Consider the following 23,074-nt stretch of genomic DNA (forward strand, 5'->3'; position numbering starts at 1 on the left):
CCGGTTACGGTTGCCAGTTGATCCCCTTCGACAATGGCGAATGTGGGTTCGCCGTCTACCTCAATCCTCGCCCAGCGCATGATCGTTCGTCCCCTGTTGAATAAATTTCGATGCCATAGATTCAACAGTTTGCAAGCTGTTGGCAAGCCTTCATACTCCGGCATTCCAATTACAAGTAAAACTGGGAAATGTTTTATGGATTTAGGACTTAAGGGAAAACGTGCCATTGTCACGGGGGCCAGCCGGGGGATCGGCAAGGCATGTGCATTGGCGCTGGCGGCTGAAGGCGCGCGGGTCTGTATCGCTGCACGAAACGAGATAATGCTTGCTGAGGCGGTCAAACAAATCGATGCCGCTGGCGGCGAGGGAATGTATGTTTCTGCCGACCTTACAGATATTGAGGGATGTATGGCGGTCGTGGGTGCCTGTGTCGAAAACTGGGGCGGTGTGGATATTTTGGTCAATAATGCCGGTGCCGCAGGCGGGGGTGATATTCTCGATTTGCAGGTAGAGGTCCTTACCGATGCCTTAGCGTTGAAGTCATTCGGCTATCTGAGAATGGCGCAGCTGGTTATTCCCCATATGCAAAAGAATACCTGGGGGCGCATCGTTAACATCGGTGGCGGTGCCGGGGCCAGTCCGGGGCGTGGCAATATGCCAACCTCAATTGCCAACGCAACGGTTCTCAATACCACTCGTGCTTTATCGGATGCGGTCTCCGGCGATGGCATAATGGTGAACGTCATCAATCCTGGCGTGACCAACACGGAACGGGCGCGCGATATCCATCAAGCGCGGGCAGATAAGGCGGGTATGAGTGTTGAGGATCTCATAAAAGAAGTTGGCTCAAAGCTCCCAGCGGGCCGCATCGCCGAACCGGAAGAGGTCGCCCGGGTTGCTTGTTTCTTTGCATCCGAAGCTTGTTCCTATGTCTTTGGCAGTTCCGTCTACATGGATGGTGGGCAGCGCAGAGCGACACCATAATTTTCACATTAATCTATTCAAACAGGAGAAGGCGTTATGGATTTAGGACTTAAAGGTAAACGCGCAATTGTCACGGGTGCCAGCAAAGGCATCGGCAATGCGTGCGCTTTGGCATTGGCAGGGGAGGGCGCCAAGGTCTGCGCCACCGCACGGGATGAAGTCTTGCTGGCGCAAACGGTTAAAGACATTGATGCCGCTGGTGGCGAAGGCATGTTCGTTTCAGCGGAACTGACATCCGATGATGGCTGCAAGAAGATCGTTGATGCCTGTGTCGATAAATGGGGTGGCGTTGATATCTTGGTCAACGTTGCCGGGGCTGCGCGGGGCGGGGATATTCTTGATCTGCCGCTTGAAATCATTGATGAGGCGATGGCCGGGAAGTCTCATGGTTATTTGCGCTTGTCGCAGCTTGTTATTCCTCACATGCAAAAAAATCAGTGGGGCCGGATTGTTAATATCGGCGGGCGTGCCGGTGCCAGCCCCGAACGCGGCAACATTCCAACCGCGATCACCAATGCGGCGATCATGAATGCGACGCGAGCGCTATCGGATGCGGTGTCTGGCGATGGCATTTTGGTTAACATTGTTCATCCCGGTATGACCAATACAAGTCGGGTGCGCACGATCAACCAAGGCCGCGCCGATAAGGAAGGCAAAGATGTCGAAGAATTGCTGAAGGAACTGGGTTCGAAGCTTCCTGCAGGTCGCATTGCTGAGCCTGAGGAGATCGCGCGGGTCGCCTGTTTCTTTTCGTCGGATGCGTGCTCTTACGTCTTTGGAAGTTCAATCTACATGGATGGCGGGCACCGTCGGGCGACTCCTTAAACATCCAAATTCGGGCTTTAATTTACACACGATTGAATGCAGGATTTGATCCAATGGTTCAAACTAGGTATGTTTGTCAGTGAAAAATACATAACAGGATACATAACAGGGAAATGTAACGATGAAAAATCTCTATAAAATAGATATTAAATCCATGTTGTTGGCCTCAGTTGCAGCAACAGTCCTCTCTGCGGGCGCTTTGGTTGCGATGCCGGGTCAGGCAAATGCGGCTGATCCCCACATCACCCTTATGGGTGGTCAAACGAAGGGTTCCTTTAACCGCGTCGTCAGTGGTTGGGCGGCAATGATCACCAAGCAGATTCCAGGTGTTAACGCTTCAGCCAAAGGCAGTGCAGGCTCAAACGCAAATATTCGCGCGGTTCAGGCGGGCAAGTCCGAAATGGCGTTGGCTTTTGCCAGTGACCTTCACGACGGTGCCAAGGGGATCGGCGTCTACAAAAAGAAAACCGCTGACGTTCGGTACGTGTCATTTGTTTTCGCGTCGGTCGGCCACTTTGTGGTTAAGGTCGACAGCCCCATCAAACGGTTGAAAGACATCAAAGGAAAAACCATTTCTTTGGGTGGTCCGGGTTCGGGCTCAGCCAAGAACATCACTAAGATGTTTAAGCATTTGGGCATTTGGGGCACCTTCAAGGACGTCTATGCTGGCAAGAAAAGCTCTGATCAGTTGGTCAACGGCAAGGTTGCTGCCTACAACTGGCACCCCGGTGTCGGCAGTGGCATGATCCGCGGCACGGCGAACGCCACCAAGATCAGGCTGATCGACATGGATGTCGAAGCAAAGGCCAGCGGGTTCTATAAGAAGTTCCCTTATTTTGAGCCTGTAACAATTCCTGCCGGGGTCTATCCTGGTGTTGATGCGCCTGTCAAAACGTTCGGGACTGGTGCGTTGTTGGTTGCCCATAAAAGCGTTCCAGCTGCGACGGTTTATAAAATCCTCAAGCAGGCCTATTCGGCGGAAGGTCGGAAATTCCTGACGTCTGCCATCGGTGGTCGGGTTAAGCAGATGACCATCGCCAACGGCAACAGAAATCTGGTTGCACCGCTGCATCCGGGTGCTGCTAAGTTCTGGAAAGAAATGGGTAAGAAAGTAATGTAGCTTTCTGACTGTTTTAGAAGGTAATAAAAATTTCCCCGCGCCGGGCTGATTGCTTGGCGCGGGGATTTTTTTGAAAAAGACGATTACATAACAACGTGATACGCCCTCGGAAAATTACTTTTTCGCCAGCGCATTGAATGCGGCCCCAGCTTCCTTCGCGGCCTTGAGGAGGAGCTGTGAGTCTGCCCCTGGGAAGAAGCACGGCGCAGCACCCATTTCGACATAGATTCTGGCGATCTCCGGATCAGCGATCCCACCAATGAACATGTGCTTGCCGTTTTTGTGTGCGGCGTCGATAGCGCGCTTAAAGCAGTCTTGGGTTTTCTCATGGGTGAACTGACCGGGAATGCCGAGCGACAGGGTCAGGTCGCTGGAGCCGATAAACAAGGCATCGATGCCGTCCACGGCTGCAATGGCCTCTGCTTGATCGATGGCGTCACCGCTTTCCAGCTGGGCGAGGACCATGGTTTCGTCATTCACAATTTGCGAAATTTGAGCACCCGGCAAGGGTTGATACCCGGTCAGCGGGATCGGGCCGCCGATGGACCTGTCACCAAATGGCGGCATGCGGCATAAATTGACCGCTTCACGGGCCATGTCGGCGCTGATCACATCGGGAACGATGATGCCCAAAGCACCGCCATCCAGCAGCCTGCCAATCATCGTTGGGGCGATCTCAGGCACACGAACCAACGGCGTGATTCCCGCGAACACAGCGGCGGAACAAATTTGCGATGCGGTATCCAACGACATGGTGTTGTGCTGCATGTCTATGTAAATACCGTGATATCCGGCGGCTTGCGCGATGCCGACGATTTCGACGGTTCGCGACATTTTTATCCGCATGACGAGGGAAACATCGCCTGCAGCCAAGCGTAACTTAAGCTGGTTTTTGATCGGGTTTTCGGTGTTCGTCACGGCGGTTCTTCCTTCTATGAAGTTTAAGGATAATGCTGGTACTGGTACTGTCAAAATAATATTAAGAATAAATTCTGTAAAACAGCTGAAAAGACTGGAATTGCAATGACCAATCACATCGCCCCAATCGTTCGTGCGCCAGCTGGCGCATGCGACACCCACATGCATGTTTTTGGCCCCGCCGATAAATACCCACCGGCGACGCGCGAACGTTACGATGCCCCCTTTGCGCCGCTGGATGAATATCAGGATGAGGTTTCGCCGATTGGCTTCGAGAGGGTCGTCGTGGTTCAGCCGAGTGCCTATGGATTTGATAATTCTTGTGCGCTTGATTCGCTCAAAACGTTAGGTGAGTCAGGCCGTGGCATTGTCCATCTTCGTGAAGATACCTCCGATGAGGAATTCCAAGCCATGCACGATTTGGGTGTGCGCGGCGTGCGCATCAATGCGTCCCCTGTGAAGCCGCCGGAAGCAGGCTATGCAGACGCGCTGATCCCCGAAGTCGACCGCTTGGCAGAGCGCTTGAAAGGGACGGGCTGGTGCATCGAATTTCTGAACCCGGGCTGGCTAACCGAAGAACTAATGCCGTGGATGAGCACCTTGCCGGTTAATTTCATTCTGTGTCACATCGGCATGCTCAAGGCCGCCGACGGGATTGAGCAACAGGGCTTTAAGGATATTCTCCGCCTTGTTGAGGGCGGGAAATGTTGGCTCAAGCTGACGGGGCTTTATCGCTTCTCGACTGAACAAGGTTTTGCCGATGTCGAACCCATGTTCCGTGCCTGCGCTGCTGCCGCTCCAGAACGGCTGATCTGGGGGTCTGATTATCCGCATTTGTCGTTCGCCGATGACGTCGACACCATCGAACTCTACAATCTGTTCTGTCGCTGGATTGAAGACGACGAAACACGGCGGAAAATACTCGTCGATAACCCAGTAAATCTTTTTGGATTTTCATGATGTTTCAGGATTTCTGACCCACTGCCGTCTACATCATTGAAATTTGAGCCTTCTGAGATAAATTACCGTTCTTGATCCTGATCAATGTGACCCGTCCATAGCGTCTGCAAGATGGCGCACTTAATTATGGAACAGTAGCGGATGTCGCTCAGGTGGATATCAAAAAACATAGCCCGCCGACCCGTAACCGGACTGTCCGTCGCGTTTGTCGTCGGTATGGTTTTCTGGGGCGGCTTCAACTGGAGTTTGGAGCTGACCAATACGGAACAGTTCTGTATCTCCTGTCATGCGATGAGATCGTACGTCTACCAAGAATACAAAAAGTCCGTTCATTACTCCAACCGCACAGGCGTGCGCGCCTCGTGCCCGGACTGTCATGTTCCGCGCGAATGGATTCATAAGGTCGTGCGAAAAATTCAAGCCACCAACGAATTATTTCATTGGCTGCTGGGTTCCATTGACGAGCGAGAAGAGTTTGAAGCCAAACGGCCGCAAATGGCGAGTCATGTTTGGCAGGTCATGAAAGAAACAGATTCTCGGGAATGCCGTAACTGTCATGGTGCCGATTTTATGCTGACCGAGACTCAACAACCACAAGCAAAAGCAATGCACGAATTGGGCATTTCCTGGGACATGACGTGTATTGATTGCCACAAGGGAATTTCACATTCCCTGCCCAGAAACTTCAACAAAGAAGCTGAAATGGATGCGCTCCATGACCGAATGGAGAAGGAAAAATTACCGTGCACACTGTGCCACAAAGATATGACTAAACCACCCAAGGGTGAGGGCTGGTAAACGAAATTCAAAACAACCCAATAGATGAAATCGTGGAGGACCACATGAAATTACGAAAATCATTTATATTGGCGGCGATGTTCCTATTTGGATTAGCACCGATTTCTACGGCTTTCGCTCAAACTTCATCCCAGACCCTGAAGCTTGGTAAAAAACTTTTCAATGCCAACTGCGCGACTTGTCATCAGGCAGACGCCATCGGCAAGCCTGGGTTTGCGCCGTCGTTGTCGAACCCAGAATTGATGAGCATCTCGTCCAACAAATTCCTGATGGGAACGATCCGCGACGGGCGTGAAGATACCGGCATGGGACCCTTTGCCCATTTGGGTCGGAAGAAAGTAACGGCAATCGTCTCTTATCTCAGATCGACCGTTAAGGTGAAGGACCGATCCAAAGAAGTGAACTCCCAACCTGATGCCCGCGGTGATCCGCGTTTGGGCGAGCAGTGGTATAACTATATCTGTTCGACCTGCCATGGCGTTGGCGGCACGGGTTATGAAGCCGGTGGTACGGGTACGGCGATTGGCTTGCCTGGAACCCTGAACAAAGTGTCCGACGGTTTCCTTCGTGAAACCATCAAGAAGGGCCGGTCCAATACCCGCATGTTGCCGTTCCAAGGGCCCGAAGGTCTGGCCAATCTTTCCAACCAGGAAATTGACGACATCATTGTTTATTTGCGCAGTCTTGCAAAAAAATAGCTGGAGTTCTGAATCATGAAACGTATCAAAAACCAATTGTCCCGCCGGGATATGCTGAAGACCGGCGCTTTTGTATCCTCTGCAGCAGGTGCCAGCTTAATGGTCGGCGCAAATCCTGAACTGGAAATCGCTTCTGCTCATGCGGCTGACGCACCAAACGAGGATGAACGCTCCACCGCCATTGCCCAATGCCCGTACTGTGGTGTGGGCTGCGGCACCATCATTCAGGTGGAGAAAGGCAAGATCGTCTCCATGCGGCCTGATAAGGATCACCCGACCAATTACGGTCTGCAATGCATCAAGGGCTTGACCGCGGCGGAGCCGATGTATGTGGATCGGATGGAAGGCGATTCCTACGTCCGCAAAGATGTCTGGGCGGAATGGAATAAGCCGGGCCACGGCGACATGGATTTTATTTCCAAGACCAAGGGCTCGTTCGACGAAGAACATTTTGACCGGGTGCCCTACGAAAAAGCATCCGACATGGTGGCGCATAAGGTCGCCCATTTCGCCAAGAAATATAGCGGCAATTCCATCGCACTTTATGGCTCCGGACAGTTGACGATGGAGGGGCAGTATCTTGAGAACCTGTTTTTGAAAGGCATCCTCGGGTCCAACACCATCGAAGCAAATGCGCGGATGTGCATGACCTCCGCTGTGACCGGGTACTTTGCGACCCTGGGTTCAGATACGCCACCGTTGGCTTACGATGATATTGAGCTTGCGGATATGATCATGCACTTCGGCCATAACGCTCGGGAATCGCATCCGATTATTTTCTGGCGCGCAGCCGATCATAAAAGGAAGAAAGACATCCCGACCGTCGTGGTTGATCCTCGGCGTACCGGAACCGTCATGGGTTATGAGGACATCAATCCAAAGAACAACGTTCATGTGCCGATCCTGAATGGTGACATTAGTTTCTTGAATGCCATCGCCCATGTTTTGCTGAAAGACCACAAAGATGTCGTCGACTGGGAGTTCATGAAAAAACACACATCGGGCTGGGAAGAATATACCCAGGGTGTGCTCAAGGACTACAGTCCCGAACAAGTGCAAGATCGCATGGGTGGGAAGAACCACGACGTGTCGCCGGCACTCATCCGCAAGGTCGCCAGTATGTTCGCCGACGCCACCCGCAAACGCTTGGCCCGTTCCAAAGGCAAGCAAAGCGGCAAGGGTTACGGCGGGGGCATCATCATGTGGGGCATTGGTTACAACCAGCACATCCACGGCCAGCACAATGTGATCTCTATCATCAACCTGCTGACGATGACCGGCAACTTGGCCAAACCCGGCTGCGGTCCGTTCTCCATGACCGGCCAGCCCAACGCGATGGGCGAACGGTTCACTGGTGGGTTGACGGGACGGCTTCCGTTTAACCAGCCACTGAAAAACAAAAAGCATCGTCTTCACATGGCCAAACATTGGGGGGTGCCGGAGAAAAATTTGGTCACCGCCATGAACTCAAAGAACCCAGGCTATGCCGTCGGTATGATGGAGCGCGCGTTGAAGGGCGAGGTTAAAGCCATGTTCTTGGTTTACGCCACCCATATTGATCTGCCGGATCAATACAATCTTGTCCGCCCGGCACTCAATAAGACGTTCAACGTGGTGCAGGAAATTTATCGTCACGCGCCGAATAATCTTTATGCGGATGTTATTTTTCCGGCGGCAACGTGGGGCGAGGTCGAAGGCGTTTATATCTCGTCTGAACGCCGCATCAACCTCTGCCAGAAAGCGGCAGAACCGCCCAAGGGTTGCCGTCCTGACATGGACATGGTCATCGATAAGGCCAAGGAAATTGGTCATTTGCTTGGTCTCGATATGAAGAAAATTCTTCCTTATGAGAAAAAGAAGGATGGATTTTATGATGCCCAGGAAGTTTTCCGCGATGTTATCAAAGCCTCCGAAGGCACGGATACCGACCTGACTGGAATTCTGGAGGTCGAGAAGCTGGATAAGGAAACCCCTTATGAGCAGTTGGAAGAACTGCGTGGCATTCAATGGCCGGCGCCGACCTATGAGACTGCTAAGAAAGGCGGCACCAAGCGACGCTTCATGCTGCAAGAAGGGGCTTGGGAGAGCAAACCCTACGGCTACTTCCGCACCAATGACGGCAAGGTGCATATGAAGTTCGTGAAGCAAGACTATACAAACCGAGAAAAAATAACCAAAAAGCTCATGGAATTCGGCACCAAGGAGGGGGTGTACAGCATCGACCATATTGACCTGATTAAGCAGGCCCGCGATCAGGCGTTAACCCCTGACATGCCCGACGAGGAACATCGCGGCAAAAAGTGGAAGGATGTACCGAAGGACAAATTCCCATATTGGTTTGGTCTTGGTGTTGTTTATGAGCACTTCCATACGGCGAAGTCCAACCGCAGCCCAACGACCCGTCGCCTGGTGCCTGAAATGTATGTCGAAATGCACGAAGACGATGCTAAGGATTTGGGCATCAAGGATGGCGACAAAGTTCGCGTCGTCACCCGGCGAGGATCACTAGAGGCCCGTGCCCAGGTCGGCACGAACTCTCTGGTCAAACCGGCCCGGAACAACGTGCCGAGAGGCTACATGTTCGGACCTTGGAACCTTTCGGTGGCGGACAGTGCGGATCCCAAGAAAAACAAGTGGCTGGCCAACGGTGTGACCAGCCGGGTCTGGGATCCTGTGTCGGGGCAAGTTGACTTTAAGAAGAGTGCTGCTCGGATCGAAAAAATTTAGAAAAGGCGCGTCCGGTGAAACGCAGAACCTTTATTCGCACTATGGGAGCAGGGGCCGTGGCGACCTTGGCCTCTGGCCCCGTGCGATCTGCGGTCAATCGACCTTCGATGCGGTATTTGCGTCCACCCGGAGCTTTGGAGGAAAATGAATTTCTGTCGCGGTGCATTAATTGCGGGCAATGCGGAGAGATTTGTCCGAACCGATGCATCAAATACTTCGGCCTAGAAAACGGCCTGAGCTCGGTTGATACACCGTACATAATCCCCCGCGAAAAAGCCTGTATTCTGTGTATGAAGTGCGGAGATGTTTGCCCGACCGGTGCCATCCAACCCGTTAAACGCGCGATGAAACCGATCCTCGAAAACGTTCAAATGGGCCACGCTGTTGTTGATGAGAGCCTGTGTCTGTCGTTTCAGGGCAAGACCTGCGGCGTGTGTTACCGCGCCTGCCCCCTGCCGGACGTGGCTATTTCTGTCGGCATGCTGGAACAACCTCACGTGTCGGAAAAGTGCGTCGGTTGCGGCTTGTGCGAACGATCCTGCATTCAGATGCCGCAAGCCATTCGGATCATGCCGAATTATGAAAGGGGGTAAGCATGCAGAGTTCAAACCCCTTCTTCCTCTGGCGGCATTTGAATAAGCTCAGGTGGATCGTCTTAAGCGCCGTCTTTGCGATGCTGGTGTTGCTGCCGCTTCTGCATGTCTATCAGACTTTTGTGGCAGCGCACGCTTATGATCTTTTAGCGCCGTCTGAAAAGCAGCTTTACGATGTGATGGAAGCCATCAGTGCCCCCTTTGTCGGCGATCCCGCGCGAGACCTGGACGCAATCAAAGGCACCACATGGTCTGGAACATTTTGGGGATTGAAGGTGTCCGATCCCCTGGCACCGCTGGGTCAGATGGCAGCGAGCCTGTCCGTTTATTGGCCATTTATTCTAACCGCTTTAATTCCGGTTCTCTTCACTGTTGTGCTGGGGCGTTTCTTTTGCGGTTGGATTTGCCCGGCGACGTTGCTTTATGAATTGAATTCGAATTTTGCCGCGTGGTTGCGGTGGGCCGGATTGAAGACCGGCAATCATATCTTCGATAAGCGCATTAAATATGGTGTGCTGGGACTTGGATTGGTGGGCTCAGCGTTAACGGGGTCTGTGCTGGTCGCTGCCGTCTATCCGCCTGCCATCGTTGGCCGTGAGATATATTATGTTTTGGCGTTGAGTGGGTTCGGCGCGGGAGCCGTGTTTTTTCTCGGCACCATGCTGTTTGATCTGTTGGTCGCACGACGCGGGTTCTGTCGCTATCTCTGCCCCGGCGGTGCGCTGTATTCTCTGCTGGGGCGCTATCGGTTGCTGCGTATCCGTCGGATTGTCGAAACCTGTAACGACTGTGCGAAATGCAATGTGGTGTGCAAATTCGGCCTTGATCCGTTGCGCGATGGCTTCGGTCAGGAATGCAACAACTGCACGGCCTGCATGGCGGTCTGCCCTGTTGATGCCATGACATTCACCCTTCGATTTACCGATATCTCGGCTCAAGGTCCGGGCCACCAAGGGCGGCAGTTCCAACGCGACCAAGATTCTGAGCAGAAGGAAGCAGCTTGATGGAACGCCGCAGCATCTTGCAGAAATCTGCTGCCGGGTTGGCCCTGCTGGGTGTAAGTGCGTTGCCGTTTGGATTAGCGTCCTTTTTAACTCCCGAACGTGCCCGCGCAGAACGAAATTATTTGCGTCCACCAGGTGCATTGAAAGACGACGCAAATTTTATCACGGCTTGTATTGGCTGTGGGCTTTGTGGCGAGGTCTGTCCGCCGCGGTGCATCAAATTCCACACGCGAGACGGCGGCACACAAGTCAACACGCCCTATATAGACCCAACCGAAAAGGCCTGCATCCTGTGTGATAAATGCATGGACGTGTGCCCGACTAATGCACTGACGAAGGTGGCGCGAACCAAGATCGATATGGGCATCGCCAGGATTGACCGCACTGCATGTTTTCCCTGGGTTGACCGAGGTGTCTGCGGTGCCTGCGTTACTGTGTGTCCGTTAGGCAAGCAAGGCATCACGTTCGATTTCGCCAATATATACCGCCCGGTCATTAAGAATGGCTGCGTCGGCTGTGGGCTTTGTGTTGAGGTTTGCCCGCATCCAAGCACGCCAATTTGGATTGTAGAGCGACCAACACAGTCACGATCAACATGAAAGAGTTTCGGTATGTCTAAAGCCATTACGGTCCCTGTTGCTGCATTGGTCCTTGGATCGATATTCTGGGTATTAGTCGCGGGACCGGCAGTTGCCCACCATATTTTAGGACGACCTGCTTATGGCTTGAATGAAGACTCAAACACCCCGTCAAGCATTCAGGGCGAAGCACAAGTCAAAGACTACATGATCACGTTCATGGTTTTCCCAGCATTTCCCAAGCCCGAAGAACCCGGGCGCGTTCACCTCTATGTCAAACGCATTGATGACGGAACACCATTTAAGGGCAAGGTGACGTTCTCTGTCCAAAAAGAATCTTTTTTGCCGGGACATTCCGACCATGGCCAGAAGCTGGGTGTTCAGCCGCCTGATGACAGCGTTTTCCGGCAGAGCTTTCAATTTCACGAAGCCGGTGACTACCTCATCACCGCCGAATTCGAAGCTGATAACAAACCCTACCATATTGAATTTTCAGTGCGCGTCGGCGCACCGCCGCTGCTCGGCACCTGGGAGATTATCTTCGGCCTGATGTTCCTCCTGATCGTTGGCATTAGCCTGGTGCAGCGCAGACGCACCATGACCGGCAAAATTAAAAGCGCCCATGAAAGTGATGGGCGAGAAGAAAGTTCAACATGAAACGCCGCGACTTTTTCAGGCTTGGCGCACAAAAGGCAGCGAAGGTCGTTTCCCGTGCCGCCCTTGATAAAATTGTCGGACCTGTCGGCACTTGGATCCGCCCGCCGTATTCCTTGAGCGAAGTTTCGTTTCAGCAGGCCTGCACCCGATGTGATGCATGTATTGAAGCCTGCACCTATGATGTCTTGTTTAAGCTGACCAATAACCACGGTCCGCAGGTCGCGGACACGCCGGCAATGGACTTGGTCAATAAAGGCTGTCACATGTGTGAGAATTGGCCCTGTGTTGCGGCGTGTGAGGCGCAAGCCTTGGTGATGCCGGGGAAAGGTGAAGAACGCCTGAGAATCGCTCAGGTTGAGATCGATCCGAATATTTGCCTGCCGTACGCGGGTCCTGAATGCGGCGCCTGTGCGCATTCCTGCCCTGTTCCTGGAGCATTGGAATGGCAGGATCGAATTAAACCTGTCATTAATCAAAGTCTCTGCAGCGGATGTGCACTTTGCCGTGAAGCCTGCATCGTTGAGCCCAAAGCGGTTAAGGTCGCGCCTGCTGTTTTGGAGGAGTCCGCGGCAAAAGTTTCATGAACCAGAAACTCGCATATGTATGGGTGGCACTTACGCTGAGCCTATTGATATGTGCCCCGGCCCAGGCAGGGCGATTGTCCGACGCCAAAAGCCCTTATCTTTTATCTCATGCAGAAGACGCAATTGATTGGCATGCGTGGCGTATAGAAACGCTCGATTTGGCACGACGAGAAAACAAACTCATATTTCTTTCCATCGGTTATGCCTCTTGCCACTGGTGTCATGTGATGTCGCGGACGACATTTTCTGACCCGTCAGTGATTAAAGTGCTGAACGAAAATTATATCAATATTCTCGTTGATCGCGAAGAGCGCCCTGATCTGGACAGCTACTTCATGAAGATTATGTCGGCAATGATCGGAACGAGCGGCTTGCCGGCAAATTTCTTTTTGACGCCAGACTTGGTTCCCGTTTTTGCGGGCGGCTATCTTGCACCAAAATCAAAGTATGGCGACCCCGGGTTCTTAAAAGTCTCGATGTCCATTGCCAGGGAGTGGAGTAACAACCGGCAAAATTTTGCGAAAGATGTAGACATCACCCGCGCCCAGTCGAAGGCAATGTGGCAGCCACCATCCGGTCGAGGGCCAGAGAAGGGCGGAGACTTTCGTAAACGTGCGCAACGTCATTGGTCGCAACGGTTTGATCGCAAATACGGCGGCTTTGGAAACCAACCAAAATTCCCTCAGCCTAATGTTTTGTTGTTCCTGCTGGCTCAAGCGGCGAAGGGGGGAGCCCCTAATCTTCTAGATAATATTTACCGTACCTTGGATCACATGGCAGCCGGTGGAATTCGCGATCAATTGGGCGGCGCATTTCACCGCTACGCTGTTGATCGCTTTTGGCAAGTCCCCCATTTCGAAATTATGCTGAACCAAAATGCGCTGTTGGCGCAGGTCTACTTGGCGGCCTTTCAGCTTTCTGGAAAACCACTCTACGCCGCCATCGCGCGCGGCATCTTAGATGACCTGATCCTTCGATTTCGTCTCTCAAGGGGTGGATTTGCCGCATCCCTTGATGCCGAATCTGAAGGGGGAGATGGTCAATATTATACCTGGACCCGAGACGAAGTGCGGGCTGTTTTGGGGGTTCGAGAGAGCGCACTTTTTATAAATTCCTATGTCGATACAGTACATGGATTGATCCGCGGACGAAGCGTCCTTCGCCACCTTGGCGCTACGGATACCCAGCTAAAATCTGCGCAACGATTATCCGCCAGCCGAACCCGACTTCTTAAGGCGCGTCAGAAACGCGTGCCGCCAAGTCGCGACGATAAAGTGCTGATCTCATGGAATGCGCTTGTCGTCAGTGCCTTGGCAAAAGCCGCGCGAATTCTTGACGAGCAGCGATATCTAGCGATTGCCCAGGACGAAATGAGGTATCTTCTTTTGCCTCTTTCAAGTCGCTTTGGCCTTTCGCACCATCAATGGAAGGGGGCCGGGTCGGGGCGTGTGTTTCTTGATGATTACAGCTTTTTGATCCAGGCGCTGCTAGATCTTTACGAAGCGGATTTTCATATCGACCATCTCGACCAAGCGCGACAGCTTATGACAGTGCTGATTGAAAAATTTCAGGCCGCACCGGGAAACCTATTCCAATTGACACCTCTGGATAGGACGTCACGAATCCCCAGCCAAATCATATGGGAGGAGGACGGCTTGCCGTCAGGAAATGCCGCAGCATTGACGGCGCTTCATCGCTTGGTGCTGTTCGGTGCAGAGCGCGATTTTGAAGCTCCAACTCGGGCTATCATAGAGTCCCTCGGTCGCTATCTAAAGGATTCGGCCCCGCTTGCAACGGGCCTAATAGGGGCGCTGAATTTCCAACCAAATGAGGCCCATGAAATTATTATCGTGGGCAACCGTAATTATAGGGACACTCGTACCTTGCAGCGGGTTGTGAATAGAACTTTCCTCCCAGGAACGGTCGTTGCGGTCATCCCTCCGAACGCCAAAAAAGATAACATCAAATGGCCGTTACTTTCTGCCCGCCCGATGAATGATAATAAAGCGACAGCCTATGTTTGCCAAAAAAGATTATGTAAGTTGCCCGTTATGTCGCCCGACGATCTAAAGCGCCAATTGGATAGTATCTATAGTAATTAGTTTTGATTAATTCCAAACTGAAGTACTATCGTAACTTATATTTTTTGTGTATTGTCGGGCTCTATTTTAGCCAATGGTAATTTATTTCAATCCTATTAGACCTCGATAGGAATCTCTAATTGGTTACAAACCAAACCCAAACGTCTTTGGTTGTCCGATACGCGATTTTTAGTGCTCTCGTCATGAGCGCTTTGGTTGGTGTTTCACTCATGTGGAATATCGACAATCTAAATGACGAGGTTATTCGTCTCTCTACGATGGAAGCCGAGTCCAACTGGAAAAAAGATCAATCCTTTCGTCAGTGGGCGACACGACATGGTGGTCTCTATGTCAGGCCGAATAAAAGAACACCACCCAATCCCTATTTAGCGCACCTGCCCAACCGCGACCTGAAAGCTGCTGATGGGTCTGATCTTACGTTGATGAACCCGGCCTACATGATGCGGCAAATGACCGGAGAGTTTGAGGAGATGTATGGGGTCAAAGGCAAGATCACCGGACAGATTCTGCTCAACCCGATTAATAAAGCGGATCCTTGGGAGATGGAGTCGCTAAAGGCATTCGATCGTGGCATTAAAAAGGTTGTTAAAAAAGCCGAAATTGATGGCGCACCTTACCTTCGCCTAATGCGCCCGATGGTCATGAAAAAAGGCTGCGTCCAGTGCCATGGCCATCTTGGGTTCAAGGTTGGTGACATTCGGGGAGGTGTTAGTGTCTCTATCCCCCTAGCACCCTATTTCGCCGGAGCAGAGGATAGCAAACGCGGCGTGATAATTTCCCATGGGAGTGTTTGGTTTGGCGGCTTGCTTGTCATTGGGTTCATGGCCCGGCGCCGCCTCAAATACGCGGAAGAACATGAACACGCGCAGATGGCTCTTCGTGAGGCCTACGACGGACTGGAAAAGCAGGTCGCTGCACGTACCCAAGAATTAACCACCAGTGAGGCAAATTTAAAAGAAGCGCAATCGATCGCCAGCCTTGGCAGTTGGTCGTGGCAAATTAAAACCGGAGAAATAGTCTGGAGCGATGAACTATACAGAATTTTTGGTCTTGCCCCCGATGGCCCAAGGATAATCCGTGATGATTTCCGAGGCCTGATACATCCAGACGATCAACAGTCCGTATTCACTTACGTCGATAAGGTTCTAGAAAAGGACGACAAATATGATACCGAATATCGGATTGTTCGGCCTAATGGTGATGTCCGCTTTATCCATTCCCAAGGGGTTCTATATCGCGATGAAAAGGGCGAGCCCGAAAGTATGTCAGGTGTGACTCTTGATATCACCGAGCGCAGGAAATCTGAACAAACCTTTCGTGAAAATGCAAAACAACTTGAAACCATGTTTGGAACCATGGCGGAGGGAATTGTCACGATCTCGTCTGCCGGCAAAATCGAGATCGTAAATCCGGTCATTGAGGAAATGTTTGGATACACGCGGCAAGAATTAGTCGGACAGAATGTAAAAATTCTAATGTCCGATAACTACCAAAAGGAGCACGACAAGTACCTAAAAACCTATCAGAAAACTGGCGTCGCAAAGATTATTGGTATTGGTCGTGAAGTTACGGGGGAACGTAAGGATGGTTCGATCTTTCCAATTAATTTAACGGTGAGTGAATTCAAGAGTGCAAGCGAAACTAAATTCATCGGCACATTGCACGATTTGACGACCCAGAAAGAAACAGAGCAGCAACTTGTGTCTGCTAAGCAAGAAGCCGAAGCCGCCAACCTTGCGAAATCTACCTTCCTTGCCGCCGCCAGTCACGATGTCCGCCAACCGCTTCAGGCGATGGGAATGTTCCTATCAGTGCTTAGTGATAAAATTTCGTCAACCCGAACGGGCAAAGATGAATCCATTCAAACGCTTATGGAACGTATGGATGGTTCGGTCTCGGTGCTGAATGGATTGTTTGATTCATTGTTGGATATTTCAAAGTTGGAAGCGCAGACCCTGCAGCCGGAAATATCGGAATTCGATATTGGCGACTTGATGTCACGTTTGGCCGGCCAATTTGATCCACAGGTCCAGGCCAAGGGGCTTCATTTCAAATCCGAAATTCTCGAAGTAAAGGTACGGTCTGATGAGGCGCTCTTAAGCCAAATTTTGAGTAATTTTTTAGGCAATGCCCTCCGTTATACAAATGCCGGCGAGATATTTTTCGGAGCCTGTCGAGAAGGAAACGATGTAAATATTGAAATCAAGGATACCGGCATTGGCATTCCGAAAGATAAGGTCGATCACATTTTCAATGACTTTTACCAAGTTGGGAACCAACAACGCGACAGGACTCAAGGTCTCGGGCTTGGCCTGGCCATTGCCAAAAGGACAGCCGATTTGCTTGATCTGCCGCTAACGGTAACGTCCGAAGAAGGTCAGGGCTCCACCTTTGGAATCAGGTTGCCTTTGGAGCGGCGGAGCACCTCGCGTGAACAGGCGTCAGAAACGACTTTAAAAGTGCCCTTTGAAGAGAGCTCAAAGACGATTTTAGTGATAGATGATGATCCGACCGTACTGGAGAGTTTGCAGCTTCGCCTTGAGGCTTGGAATCATAAAACAATTGCGGCGAATTCGTTGGATCACGCACAGGACTTAATCGATAAAAATAAGACCTGTCCCGATGTCATTATTTCCGATTTGCGATTAAGCGAGGAGATGGACGGTGTGCAGGTGATTGAAAAACTGCGGACCGCCCAAAAGATTCGTATTCCAGGAATTATCCTAACAGGAGATACATCCCCTGATCGCCTCAAGTATATCGAACAAGCGGGTCTATCTGTCTTACACAAGCCAATCAAAGCTGACAGTCTGGCAGCAATTTTGAAAGAGACCTTAGATCAAACTCTCCATTGATATTCGGGTTTAGAGACCTAGCTTCCTCTTGCCCCGCCCCGACAGCCGCCTCATAAATCTCATTAAATTATGCCCGTCACGGTTCGATGTGTTCATCTAAATATTTGGCAATCAACTTAGATTCGAACAAAGGTTTGCCGTCCACATCTAGCCGTGGGGAGATATTTAAGAACTGCAGGTAGTGACGTCGAGATGGTAGTATCCTGGAGAGGTGACGTTTGATCCTTTTCCGTGAGGTTGCTATACAAAGGCGCAGAGATCCCTAATTAATGGGGGCGCGCAATGAGGTTATCAGGGGGGGGCACATTTTGAATTTATTTTATTTCAGTGGCCTAGTTAAAAATAATGTCTGAGCAAACAGTCATTAAATCTGACTTCGAACAGGACGACTCATTTGTTGGTGTCGGCTCTCAGCTTGAGGGTGGTTGGAAGAAAGCATTCGAAATCCCCTCAGTTTGCCTGGGCGTATTTGCCATTTGGTCAGCCGGGCCCGGCATTGCCGAAGATCAGTATCATATGGGGATCTATACCATTGTGACCTGGTTCCTGGCGTTGATGATTTTGCCGTGGCGGAAGGGGATGCCTTGGATTGTGCCAACAGGGATGTCATTCGTCTCTGCTGCATTGATGGCGGGGGCTGTCACCTTGACCGTGGTGCGCTTGAACGGCGTCGATGAGTCCGGTGCTAATATCATCGATTGGGTCGCTTGGGCAGCAATTCCTGTCACAATCCTATTTACACTCCGGTATGAAAAAGCCTTGGACTTGGCGATGATGGTTTTGGCGGTCCTATCTGTAAGCTATTACATCTGGGAATATCGCGACCTTGCGGACCGTTCCGGTGCGTGGACGTTGACCGATTTGGGCGTTGGCTGGGTTGCGACGATTTTGGCGATAGAAGTCGCCCGACGGGCACTCGGGCCGTGGATTCCAGGGATCGGCCTTTTCGCTATGGCCTACGCCTATTTTGGCCGTGAATTTCCACCCTCTCTCGCCCATGGCGGCGAAACCGTCGAAGGCATTATAAATTACACATTTTATTCCCAGGACGGCATCTTTGGTGTGATGACCAATGTCATGGCCCAGTTCGTGCTGATCTTCATTTATTTGGGCGCATTCATGCAGAGTTCCGGCATGGGGCGCTTTTTCATTGAGTTTCCCCTAAGCATTGCCGGGCGCTCTGCTGGTGGACCGGCCAAGGTCGCCGTGCTGGCATCATCGATTTTCGGTTCGATCTCTGGTAGCAGTCTTGCCAATATCGTCTCCACAGGCACCTTCACAATCCCCTTAATGAAGCGGGTTGGGTTTCGCCCTGTTGTTGCAGGGGCGGTTGAAAATACGGCGTCGCTTGGGGGGCAGTTGTTGCCGCCTGTTATGGGCTCCGGTGTTTTCATCATGGCGGAGATTACAGGCGTTCCCTACCTTACCATCATCTCCGTCGCCGCAGTTCCGGCGCTGCTTTATATGTTCTCCATCGGTGCGATTGTGCATTTTGAAGCCAAAAAGAATGGCATCCAAGGTTTGCCGGAAAGTGAGATGCGGACGCCTGGGGAAGTGTTTAGGGAAGGCTGGTTCCACCTCGTTCCTTTTGCCATTCTGCTCGGTTTTCTAATCGGTGGATTTTCCCCTGATTACTGCGCCGTGATGGCGATGGCGTCAGTGCTGGTGATTAACTGGGTACGTTCAATTTTGGCGCGGGCTGGGATCGTTCTGATGACCGATCAGGTGATGAATCTGTCGGTAATTGTAAAAACATTAGTAACCGGGACACGTAACTCATTACTGGTTGGCGGTGCTGCGGGTGCTGTGGGGATCATCGTCGGTATGATCGCGTTGACCAGCCTGGGCCTGAAGATGAGCCTATTGTTGGTTGATCTTTCCCAAGGCAGTCTTTTTCTCACCGTGGCACTGGTTGCTGCGACGTCGTTGTTGCTTGGCATGGCGTTGCCGATTACGGCGAGCTATTTGGTGCTGGTGGTGTTGGCAGGGCCGGCGTTTGATCAATTGGGCGTGCCAATATTGGCGGCGCATCTGATCGTATTTTGGCTGAGCCAGGATTCAAACATCACACCACCTGTGTGTCTGGGCGCGTTTGTTGCGGCCTCCATTTCAAAAGGGGATCCATGGCAAACCGGGTGGATGAGCTTCCGCTTTGCCAAGATGCTCTACATCATGCCGCTGCTGTTCGCATTTACGCCGATCTTGAATTTTGGCGATCCAGCGGGAGCTGTCTGGACCATGGCGACTGCGGCGATCGGGGTGGTGGCGTTTGGCTCTTGGACGATAGGATATTTGCATCGACCTGTGACGAAACCCGAATGGGTTGTGCTTGGATTTGCCGCTGTGATGAGCTTCCTGCCGCTGAGTATTGAAATCGCCGGAGTACCTGGATACGCGATCAATGTTACCGGTTGGGTGATGCTGGCTGGCGTATCCTTATGGCAACGAAAAACACTTTAAATTTGGAGAGACGATGACCGAAGATAAATACCCGGCGTGTCAGGGGCCTGACCCGGACCCAACCCCTGCGAAGTTCGATGTGCCAGAGGGAACGATTGATTGTCATGCGCATATTTTTGGTCCTGAAACCAAGTATCCGTATTCTTTGGCGCGTGGTTATACGCCGCCGGATGCGCCATTGGAAAAATATCTCGAACTGCACAAGGCTCTTGGCAACATCAAACGTGCGGTCCTCACCCAGCCCAGCGTCTATGGCACGGACAATTCGTGCATGCTGGATGCGGTTGCAAAGATGGACGGCAAGTTCCTGGCCGTGGTCGCTGTCGATGCTGACGTGACTGATAAGGAACTTGAAGACCTGCACGCCCGCGGCGCCCGCGGCGCCCGGGTGAACTTGGTGGATAAGGGTGGCAATCCTTTCGATAGCACGGCGTCGGTGAAAAAATTTAGCGAACGGCTTAAGGATTTGGGCTGGCACCTAGAACTGTTAGTTCACGTGCATGAATTCCCCGACATCCGCGAGACGATGAATTCAATGGCGGTGGATGTGTCAGTCGGGCACTTGGGCTATATGAAGACCGATAACGGCGTGGACAATCCAGGCTTTCAAGATTTCCTTGACCTGATGCGAGACGGTAAGTGCTGGACCAAGGTGTCTGGGTCTTACCGTATCACCACGTCAGCGCTAACCCCTTATGTGGACGTGACGCCGGTTGCGAAGGCACTCATCGAGGCCAACGAAGACCGCATCATCTGGGGCACCGATTGGCCGCACCCGATCTTTAAAGGCAAAATGCCGAACGATGGCGCGCTGATGGACCACCTGGCCGACTGGGCACCTGATGCCGCCGTACGGAAAAAAATCCTGGTCGACAATGCGGAGAAGCTGTTCGGGTTTTAGGCGGCTATCGGCAAATATAATTTAACATTTCACAGGAGATGCACGATGAAAACGCCCATCAGCGACATCGCGTTTACGCCTGCGGTTAAAGCGATTCAGGAAAAAAAAGGATCGCGGATGGCTTATGCGCGGATGGAAGAAAAGGGCGGTTGGACAGACCGGGTTACGCCAGACCTTGCAGAATTTATCGCAACCCGTGATTCGCTCTATATTGCAACCGCGAGCGCAGACGGACAGCCTTACATCCAACATCGCGGCGGCAACGCAGGATTCCTAAAAGTCGTCGGTGATCGGCAATTGGCGTTCGCCGATTTCACTGGCAATCGTCAATACATCAGCGCCGGAAATTTATCGGAAAATGACAAGGCTTATATCTTTCTGATGGATTATCCTAACCGCTACCGGATCAAAATCTGGGGCCGGGCGCGTGTGGTTGAAGACGATGCGGCTCTGCTTGATAAACTCGCAACCGGCGCAGGCGGCAGGCCGGAACACGCCATTGTTTTCGACATCACAGGCTGGGACCGAAACTGTCCGCAGTTCATCACGCCAAGGTTCACAGAAACCGAAATGGACGCAATCATCGCGCCGCTAAAAGCGCGCATCGCCGAGTTGGAAGCCTTATCGTCAAATTCCTAAAGTTCGACGAACAGCCCAAAGTACATCGACCAAACCCCGAGTCCAACGAACAGCAACCCAATTATGAAGGGAATGCGGGTGGAAAGGCCTGAGAGTTTCATCAGCAGGTCTCTGCCCGGCTGCCAGAATGCAACCACGATAAGGGGCAGGGTCAGGGCAAAGCCGAATAGCGCCAGAGAAACGAATGCTTCGGTAAGGCCCCTGGCGCTAATGACGGTCGTGCTGACAAGGGCTAGAATCATTGGGGCGGCGCAGGCGGGAATATTCAGGCCGAAGACAACGCCCATGCCAGCACCCCCGCCAGCCTTCGAAATTGTGTTAAAAATTCTCCCGAACATACTGCTGAGTACAGCAGATTTTCCTGTCACATAAAAAAGTCCGATGACGAGGTATAAGAGTCCCAAAGCCAGCCAACCCGCTTTCTGGAATTCAAGCGCAAAGGAACCCGCGAAAGCGGCCAAGAGTCCAAATGAGCCAATGAAGGCGGCTCGGGTTACCGCGAAGATCAGAACTTGGCGGACCATGCTTTCCTGGCGGTCCTCAAGTGCTTTGATAAACAGCAGGCTGGCACCGATGGAGCAGGGCTCAATAAAACCAAACAGCCCGAAGGCGATGGGCAGGACAATGAGACTCGAAAAGTCCATTACTCAATTCCGGCATTCTCCGCCATTAACTTGGCGACCACAGCCCAATCCTTGTCAGCATTGCCACGTGCTTTCGCCATGACGAAATTATTATGCAGCACGGAGGCGATTGGCATGGGAACGGTTTGGGCGGTTGCGGCTTCAATAAGCTGGCCAACATCCTTGATGCCCAGGTCCAGGTCGGCGCCCGGAGAAACGTAGTTTTCGTCGGCGATGATCTTGCCATAGGTCTGATAGACAACGCCGGGGAAGATCGTGCCGGTGAAAACTTCCAGATACGCATCAGGTTCAATGCCGCATTTCCGCGCCAGCGCCATGCTTTCGCCCATGCTGTTGATGGCCGAAGCCGCCATGAAATTCAGACAAAGTTTTATCAGATTGGACTGAGACGGTCTGTCACCCAACACGAACGTACGCTGGCCAATCACGTCGAAGATCGGTTGTACGGTCTCAATTGTTTTCGCATTTCCCGCCGCTAGGACGAAAAGCTTGGCCGCCGCCGCCATCTCGGGTCGACCCATGACCGGGGCCGCGACATAGCCGTGGCCCGCATCGGTGTGGGCTTGGGTGATCCGATCCGCCGTGACAACCGAGAGAGTGCTCATGCAAACATGGATCGCCCCCGGTTTCATGGCAGCAAGAATGCCCCCGTCGCCGAACATTACCTCGTCCATATGATCATCAGAAAATGGCATCGTGAAAACGACATCACCTGCTGCGGCCTCCGCCGGGTTGCTTGCGACAGATGCGCCCGCATCCTTTAACGGGTCAGCCTTTGCCGCCGTCCTGTTGTAGACCGAAAGATCGTGTCCCGCGTTTAGAATATTCTCAGCGACCGGATAGCCCATCTTACCCAGTCCAATAAAACCGATTTTCATGTGGTGCTCCTTGGTATTCGTTCTTTTCCGCAACGTATCAGAGCGAGCTGAATTGAGCCACAGGGCTGCGTTTATTTCGACCGTTTGCCATCTATATGATGATTTGCTAATAAATACACCCAACGCACCTTAACTCTGGAGATTTTCCC

Annotated in this window: 20 protein-coding genes; 17 read left to right on the forward strand and 3 right to left on the reverse strand. The window is 52.0% G+C overall.

Annotation, left to right across the window (positions count from 1 at the left end; translation table 11 throughout):
* Positions 1–195 precede the first annotated feature (195 nt).
* The 3 genes from HOM51_05760 (at position 196) to HOM51_05770 (ending at position 2,929) form a co-directional block, all read left to right on the forward strand.
* Positions 196–984, forward strand: a complete 789-nt coding sequence (locus HOM51_05760) for an SDR family oxidoreductase (GenBank protein MBT5034009.1) — start codon at positions 196–198, stop codon at positions 982–984.
* A gap of 36 nt (positions 985–1,020) precedes the next feature.
* Positions 1,021–1,809 (forward strand): SDR family oxidoreductase, encoded by a 789-nt coding sequence (locus HOM51_05765; protein ID MBT5034010.1) that lies wholly within the window; start codon positions 1,021–1,023, stop codon positions 1,807–1,809.
* A gap of 121 nt (positions 1,810–1,930) precedes the next feature.
* Entirely contained in the window at positions 1,931–2,929 is a 999-nt protein-coding gene (locus tag HOM51_05770) for a TAXI family TRAP transporter solute-binding subunit (protein MBT5034011.1), read from the forward strand.
* 114 nt (positions 2,930–3,043) lie between these two features.
* Here the strand turns inward: HOM51_05770 and HOM51_05775 are convergent, their stop codons facing one another.
* Entirely contained in the window at positions 3,044–3,847 is an 804-nt protein-coding gene (locus tag HOM51_05775) for an aldolase (GenBank protein MBT5034012.1), read from the reverse strand.
* Positions 3,848–3,952: 105 nt separating this feature from the next.
* Here HOM51_05775 and HOM51_05780 point away from each other — a divergent pair, with 105 nt between their 5' ends.
* From HOM51_05780 to HOM51_05845, 14 genes are all read left to right on the forward strand, one after another.
* Entirely contained in the window at positions 3,953–4,807 is an 855-nt protein-coding gene (locus HOM51_05780; GenBank protein MBT5034013.1) for an amidohydrolase family protein, read from the forward strand.
* Between the two features lie 141 nt (positions 4,808–4,948).
* Positions 4,949–5,605: a hypothetical protein gene (locus HOM51_05785; GenBank protein MBT5034014.1), complete on the forward strand. Its 657-nt coding sequence runs from the start codon at positions 4,949–4,951 to the stop codon at positions 5,603–5,605.
* Between the two features lie 44 nt (positions 5,606–5,649).
* A complete protein-coding gene (locus HOM51_05790) occupies positions 5,650–6,303 on the forward strand; it encodes a c-type cytochrome (protein ID MBT5034015.1) in 654 nt (217 codons plus the stop codon).
* Between the two features lie 15 nt (positions 6,304–6,318).
* Positions 6,319–9,030, forward strand: a complete 2,712-nt coding sequence (locus tag HOM51_05795) for a molybdopterin-dependent oxidoreductase (protein MBT5034016.1) — start codon at positions 6,319–6,321, stop codon at positions 9,028–9,030.
* A gap of 41 nt (positions 9,031–9,071) precedes the next feature.
* Positions 9,072–9,623, forward strand: a complete 552-nt coding sequence (locus HOM51_05800) for a 4Fe-4S dicluster domain-containing protein (GenBank protein MBT5034017.1) — start codon at positions 9,072–9,074, stop codon at positions 9,621–9,623.
* Between the two features lie 2 nt (positions 9,624–9,625).
* Entirely contained in the window at positions 9,626–10,627 is a 1,002-nt protein-coding gene (locus tag HOM51_05805; GenBank protein MBT5034018.1) for a 4Fe-4S binding protein, read from the forward strand.
* Positions 10,627–11,226, forward strand: a complete 600-nt coding sequence (locus HOM51_05810) for a 4Fe-4S dicluster domain-containing protein (GenBank protein MBT5034019.1) — start codon at positions 10,627–10,629, stop codon at positions 11,224–11,226. The genes HOM51_05805 and HOM51_05810 overlap by 1 nt, the downstream gene beginning before the upstream one ends.
* Before the next feature lie 12 nt (positions 11,227–11,238).
* Complete coding sequence (locus HOM51_05815) at positions 11,239–11,862, forward strand: hypothetical protein (GenBank protein MBT5034020.1); 624 nt, start codon at positions 11,239–11,241, stop codon at positions 11,860–11,862.
* Positions 11,859–12,446 carry a hypothetical protein gene (locus HOM51_05820; protein ID MBT5034021.1) on the forward strand — a complete coding sequence of 196 codons (588 nt, stop codon included), beginning with the start codon at positions 11,859–11,861 and terminating at the stop codon, positions 12,444–12,446. Before HOM51_05815 ends, HOM51_05820 begins: the two co-directional genes overlap by 4 nt.
* On the forward strand, positions 12,443–14,548 hold the full coding sequence (locus HOM51_05825; protein ID MBT5034022.1) for a thioredoxin domain-containing protein: 2,106 nt from the start codon (positions 12,443–12,445) through the stop codon (positions 14,546–14,548). Before HOM51_05820 ends, HOM51_05825 begins: the two co-directional genes overlap by 4 nt.
* Positions 14,549–14,667: 119 nt before the next feature.
* Entirely contained in the window at positions 14,668–17,403 is a 2,736-nt protein-coding gene (locus HOM51_05830; protein MBT5034023.1) for a PAS domain S-box protein, read from the forward strand.
* A 345-nt stretch (positions 17,404–17,748) separates the two neighbouring features.
* Positions 17,749–19,863, forward strand: a complete 2,115-nt coding sequence (locus tag HOM51_05835; GenBank protein MBT5034024.1) for a TRAP transporter fused permease subunit — start codon at positions 17,749–17,751, stop codon at positions 19,861–19,863.
* Between the two features lie 13 nt (positions 19,864–19,876).
* Positions 19,877–20,764, forward strand: a complete 888-nt coding sequence (locus HOM51_05840) for an amidohydrolase family protein (protein ID MBT5034025.1) — start codon at positions 19,877–19,879, stop codon at positions 20,762–20,764.
* A gap of 45 nt (positions 20,765–20,809) precedes the next feature.
* Positions 20,810–21,403, forward strand: a complete 594-nt coding sequence (locus tag HOM51_05845; GenBank protein MBT5034026.1) for a pyridoxamine 5'-phosphate oxidase — start codon at positions 20,810–20,812, stop codon at positions 21,401–21,403.
* Here HOM51_05845 and HOM51_05850 read toward each other — a convergent pair.
* Positions 21,400–22,047, reverse strand: a complete 648-nt coding sequence (locus HOM51_05850) for a hypothetical protein (protein MBT5034027.1) — start codon at positions 22,045–22,047, stop codon at positions 21,400–21,402. The genes HOM51_05845 and HOM51_05850 overlap by 4 nt on opposite strands.
* Entirely contained in the window at positions 22,047–22,925 is an 879-nt protein-coding gene (locus tag HOM51_05855; protein ID MBT5034028.1) for an NAD(P)-dependent oxidoreductase, read from the reverse strand. Before HOM51_05855 ends, HOM51_05850 begins: the two co-directional genes overlap by 1 nt.
* Positions 22,926–23,074: the final 149 nt, after the last annotated feature.

The organism is Rhodospirillaceae bacterium (assembly GCA_018660465.1).
GTDB lineage: Bacteria > Pseudomonadota > Alphaproteobacteria > Rhodospirillales > JABJKH01 > JABJKH01.